The organism is Microbacterium sp. ZW T2_14 (assembly GCF_044987405.1).
Classification (GTDB): Bacteria; Actinomycetota; Actinomycetes; order Actinomycetales; family Microbacteriaceae; genus Microbacterium.
Genome location: NZ_JBJDRK010000110.1, coordinates 1 through 4899 on the forward strand (window position 1 = coordinate 1; position 4899 = coordinate 4899).

Annotated in this window: 5 protein-coding genes and 1 pseudogene; all 6 read right to left on the reverse strand. The window is 73.7% G+C overall.

The features are described 5' to 3' along the window. Positions 1-1048: tRNA (adenosine(37)-N6)-threonylcarbamoyltransferase complex transferase subunit TsaD (tsaD, locus tag ACI3KY_RS20025; protein WP_404931880.1), on the reverse strand; the 1048-nt coding region annotated here is incomplete at its 3' end. Further along, the gene (gene rimI, locus ACI3KY_RS20030; RefSeq protein WP_404931881.1) at positions 1045-1608 is read right to left on the reverse strand and encodes a ribosomal protein S18-alanine N-acetyltransferase; all 564 of its coding nucleotides are present in this window, start codon (positions 1606-1608) and stop codon (positions 1045-1047) included. The genes rimI and tsaD, both read right to left, overlap by 4 nt. Continuing rightward, positions 1605-2366: a tRNA (adenosine(37)-N6)-threonylcarbamoyltransferase complex dimerization subunit type 1 TsaB gene (tsaB, locus tag ACI3KY_RS20035; RefSeq protein ID WP_404931882.1), complete on the reverse strand. Its 762-nt coding sequence runs from the start codon at positions 2364-2366 to the stop codon at positions 1605-1607. The genes rimI and tsaB overlap by 4 nt, the downstream gene beginning before the upstream one ends. A gap of 77 nt (positions 2367-2443) precedes the next feature. Then, on the reverse strand, positions 2444-2968 hold the full coding sequence (tsaE, locus tag ACI3KY_RS20040; protein WP_404931883.1) for a tRNA (adenosine(37)-N6)-threonylcarbamoyltransferase complex ATPase subunit type 1 TsaE: 525 nt from the start codon (positions 2966-2968) through the stop codon (positions 2444-2446). Positions 2969-3089: 121 nt separating this feature from the next. After that, entirely contained in the window at positions 3090-4214 is a 1125-nt protein-coding gene (gene alr, locus ACI3KY_RS20045; protein ID WP_404931884.1) for an alanine racemase, read from the reverse strand. Positions 4215-4381: 167 nt separating this feature from the next. Next, a pseudogene (locus tag ACI3KY_RS20050) lies at positions 4382-4735 on the reverse strand (holo-ACP synthase); the annotation flags it as partial. Positions 4736-4899 lie beyond the last annotated feature (164 nt).

The following is a 4899-nucleotide window of genomic DNA, read 5'->3' on the forward strand; positions in this document are numbered from 1 at the left end:
GGATCTCGGTGACCGGCAGCGTCGAGTCGGCCCCGAACTCGAGCGTCGAGGGCGCGCGGCCCGCCATGATGAGCTCGGAGGTGAGCGCGGCGATCATGGCCCCGTTGTCGGTGCAGAGCGACAGCGGCGGAATGCGCACGGTGACGCCCTCGGCCGCGGCGCGTTCCAGCGCCACGTCACGCAGCCGTCGGTTGGCGATGACGCCGCCGCCGAGCAGCAGCCGCGGCACGCCGTAGTCGCGGCACGCGGCGAGCGCCTTGGTGACGAGCACGTCGACGACGGCCTCGCGGAAGCTCGCCGCGACGTCCGCGATCGGGACCTGCTCCTCCGCCGCCTCCCGCAGCTCGACCCAGCGGGCGACCGCCGTCTTCAGCCCCGAGAACGAGAAGTCGTAGCGGTGTCCCGCCATGTCGGACGCGCGCGACAGCCCACGGGGGAACGGGATCGCCCGGGGATCTCCGGATGCCGCGGCCCGGTCGATCTCGGGACCTCCGGGGTACGGCAGCCCGAGCAGCCGCGCGACCTTGTCGAAGGCCTCGCCGGCGGCGTCGTCCATCGTCTCGCCGAGGAGCTCCACATCGGTGGTGAGGTCGCGCACCAGGAGCAGCGAGGTGTGCCCGCCGCTCACCAGCAGCGCCACGGTGGGATACTCCAGCGGCGGTGCGTCGGCGTCGAGAATGTCGGCGGCGATGTGGCCGACGAGGTGGTTGACGGCGTAGAGGGGCTTGTCGAGCGACACGGCGAGCGCCTTGGCGGCGCCGACCCCGACCATCAGCGCTCCCGCGAGGCCGGGACCGCTCGTCACCGCGACGGCGTCGAGATCGGCGAGCGCGACCCCCGACTCGGCGAGCGCCGCCTCGATCGACGGCTGCAGCGCTTCGAGGTGCGCACGGGCGGCGACCTCCGGCACGACGCCGCCGTAGCGGGCGTGCTCGTCCATCGAGCTCGCGATCGTGTTCGACAGGAGCGTGCGGCCGCGGACGATGCCGATGCCGGTCTCGTCGCAACTCGTCTCGATGCCGAGCACCAGCGGTTCGGCCCGGTTCACGTGCACACCCCTCCGTCCCCAGCGTTCGCAGCGCCCGCGGCGCCGTCGGTCGCCGAGCTTCCCCGTGTCACCACGCCGTCACCGTCCGCGGCGGCGGCCGAAGCGCTGTGCCACCCCCGCACGTCGAGCTTCATGACGACGGCGTCGACGTCGTCGGGCTGGTAGTACCGGGGCTTCCGGCCGATCTCGGCGAAGCCCTCCGACACGTACAGCGCCTGCGCCACCGGGTTGTCGTCGCGCACCTCGAGGAAGACGTGTGCGGCACCGCGGCGGGCCGCCTCCGCGAGCAGTGCCCGTAGCATCGTGCGCCCGCGGCCTCGCCCGCGCGCGCCCTCGGCGATGGCGATCGTCTGGATGTCGGCATCCGTCGCACTCTTCACCGCACGCAGGCCCGCGTACCCGACGAGCCGGCCGGCCTCCTCGTCGACGACGTACCAGCCGTGGGGCGAGGTCAGCTCCTCACGCATCATGGCCTCGGACCACGCATCGGTCGGAAACGATGCCCGCTCGAGCTTCATGATCGCGGCGAGGTCGGCGGGCGTGGCGGCGCGCAGCGTCATGCCTGGTCCTGCCCTCGTCCGCCCGACGCCGGCGGGGCGGTGGCCGCGGACCGCCCGCTCGCGGCCCGCCCGCTCGCTGCCGGCAGGTTCACCCGTTTCGGAGCGTGCGGCAGCGTGACGTCGGGCGAGCGCAGGTAGAGCGCGTCGTCGGGGCCGATGGTCCGGCCGGCCGACAGGGCACGTGCGGCGGCCAGCGCGAGCATCGCCGCGGGGATCCGATCGGCCTCACGGCGCTGCGCCCCCGCGGCCGCGAGCACGGCATCGAGCTCGTCCCGCGGAACCAGGGCCGGCTCGGCCACCCGGATGGGCAGACCGTCATCGTCGATGCCCCGATACACCGTGTAGGCGAACTCGCGCCGCCGGGCGTCGGTCACGACTGCGAACGTCTCGGCCGCCCCGTCCTCGACGTCGCCGACGAATCCCCAGTCGGCGGTCAGCGCGCTGTGGAGGAGCAGCTCGAGCGCGACGGCGTCGTGGCTCACGACGGGAACGACCGGCAGCCCTCGCCCGAGGGCGAACGCCCGAGCGGCCGCGACGCCGACGCGCAGCCCGGTGAACGGCCCGGGTCCCATTCCTGCGGCGACGTGCGTGATGTCGGAGGGAGTGACGGATGCCTCGGCCATCGCCCGCTCGAGCAGCGTGCCGATGACCTCCGCGTGGCCGCGCGGGTCGAGACTGCGCGCCTCGGAGCGGATGACGCCGTCGGGCTCGACCACCGCCACTGCGGAGCCGAGCGACGTGTCGATGCCGAGGATCACCTTCCCAGGGTAGTCGGCGCGTCAGCACCGGTCGTTGAGCGAGCGCAGAGGCGTCGTCTCGTCGCTGCGCTCCTCGCTCAACGTCCGGATGGACCGGATTCCTCGTGGCGGGCGATATGCACGAGCCGCGGGGCGTCGGCGTCGAGGTCGGCCTCGTGCGCCACGCCGTAGCAGGCATCGTCCTGCCCGCGCCCGTGCCACTCGCGGTCCAGCTCGACCTCCCACCAGTGGTCGCGGATGCCGTCGACCAGTCCCCGGCCCCACTCCACGATGACCACCGAGCCGTCGAAGTCGATGTCGAGGTCGTCGAGCTCGGCGGCCGAGCCCAGGCGGTAGGCGTCGACGTGCACCAGCGGCGCCCCGCCGACGAGCGAGGGGTGCGTGCGCGCGAGGACGAACGTCGGGCTCTGGATTGGTCCCCGCACGCCCAGACCGCGCCCGATGCCACGCGTGAGCGTCGTCTTGCCCGCCCCGAGCGGACCGGTGAGCACCACCAAGTCGCCGGGGCGCAGCATCCGTCCCATCTCCTCGCCAAGCGCCTCCATGGCGTCGGGCGAGGTGATCTCGCGTGTGCCCACGAGCGCGTCGATCCCCTCGCTCATCGCGCCTCCCCCGTACCGTTCTCAGGACCGCCGCCCCTCGACCGCTGCGCGAGCCGCGGAAGGACGCGGGCGCCGGGCCGAGGCCGCTGCATCCCTCCTGAGAACGGAACGCCGCCCCCGCTCATTCCGACACCTTCCGGCGCGGCACGCGGGGTCCGACGCGCGTGACGATCTCGTAGTTGATCGTGCCCGCGGCATCCGCCCAGTCCGTCGCGGCGGGCGCGCCCAGTGTCGGGTCGCCGAACAGCACGACCTCGTCGCCGACGGCGACAGGCGTGTCGCCGACGTCGACGACGAACTGATCCATCGCGATGCGGCCGGCGACCGTGAAGCGCCGGCCGCCGATCACCACGGGTCCCGCGCCGGAGGCCTGTCGCGGCACGCCGTCGGCATAGCCGAGCGGCACGAGCGCGAGAGTCGTGTCGCGCTCGGTGCGGTAGTCGTAGCCGTACGAGACGCCTTTGCCGGCGGGCACGCGGCGCACCGCCGCCACCGCGCCGTGCAGGGTCATCGCGGGCCGCAGGCCCAGGTCGGCCGAGGTGCGGTCGGCGAACGGCGACAGCCCGTACAGCCCGATGCCGATCCGCACGCAGCCGAGCCGCGACTCGGGCAGGTCGATGGCCGCGTGCGTCGCTGCGAGGTGGCGCAGCGGCGGGGCGAGTCCGAGCGAGGCGGCGATGCCGACGCCCTCCTCGAAGGCGCGCAGCGCGGTCCGGTCCTCCTCGACCGAGGCATTGGAGAGGTGGCTGAACAGCGCGATGACCCGCACCCGCCCGATCCGCTCGAGCCGGGCCGCCTCGGCGAACACCATGCGGTAGGCGTCGGGTGCGATGCCGTTGCGCGAGAGGCCCGTCTCGAGCTTGAGGTGCACCCCGACGGGACGATCTGCGGATGCCGCGGCCGCCGCCTGCTGCAGCTGGGCGAGGCTCGAGATGCCGAGCTCGATCCCGAGTGCGGCCGCCTCGGCGAAGTCGGCTCCGGGCGCGTGCAGCCACGCGACGACGGGCGCGTCGATGCCGGCACGGCGCAGGGCGATCGCCTCGGTGATGTCGGAGACGCCCAGGCGCGTCGCCCCTCCCGCGAGCGCCGCGAGCGCCGAGCGGACCGCGCCGTGGCCGTACCCGTCGGCCTTGACGACCGCGATGATCTCCGAGCCGGTGAGGCGGCGCAGGTGCCGCACGTTGTCCTCGATGGCGCCGACGTCGACGACGGCCTCGCGCAGCGCGCCGGTGGGCAGGCGGCTCATGCGGGTTCCTCCGGGGTCGGGATCGGTGTCGGGGTCGCGGTGGGGGTCGCGGCGCCCGACGAGCGTCGAGACAGGGGATTCTCGCCGAGACCGGTGACATCGCCCTGCGTCTCGCCGAGAATCCCCGGGCTCGGCGCGAGCGCGGGCTGGGACAGCGCGACCGGGGGCTCGGCGGACTCGGCGATCACGTATGCGGTCGCGAGGCCGGCGTCGTGCGACAGCGACAGGTGCAGCGCGACGATGCCGCGGTCGGCGACGACGCGCGCGGTCGACCCGCAGAGCGAGAACATCGGGCGACCGGATGCCTCGGACACGACCTCGATCTCGGTCCAGTGCACGCCGTCCGAGCCGCCCAGCGCCTTGATCAGCGCTTCCTTGGCCGCGTAGCGCGCGGCGAGCGAGTGCGGCTTGAGCGCGCGCTCGGCCGCCGAGAACAGGCGGTCGAGCAGCTTCGGCGTCCGCTCGATGGTCCGTTCGAACCGCGGGATGTCGACGAGGTCGACGCCGATTCCGACGATCACATGCACCTCCTGCCGCGCCGGTGCGCGGCATCCGTCACCCTATCGCGCCGCGTCACTGGGCCCGCGTCCCGCGTCCCGCCCCCTCGATGACTTGGCGTATATGTACGCGACAACCTGCCGTGTCGCGTACATATACGCCAAGTCATCGAGGGGGCGGGACGCGG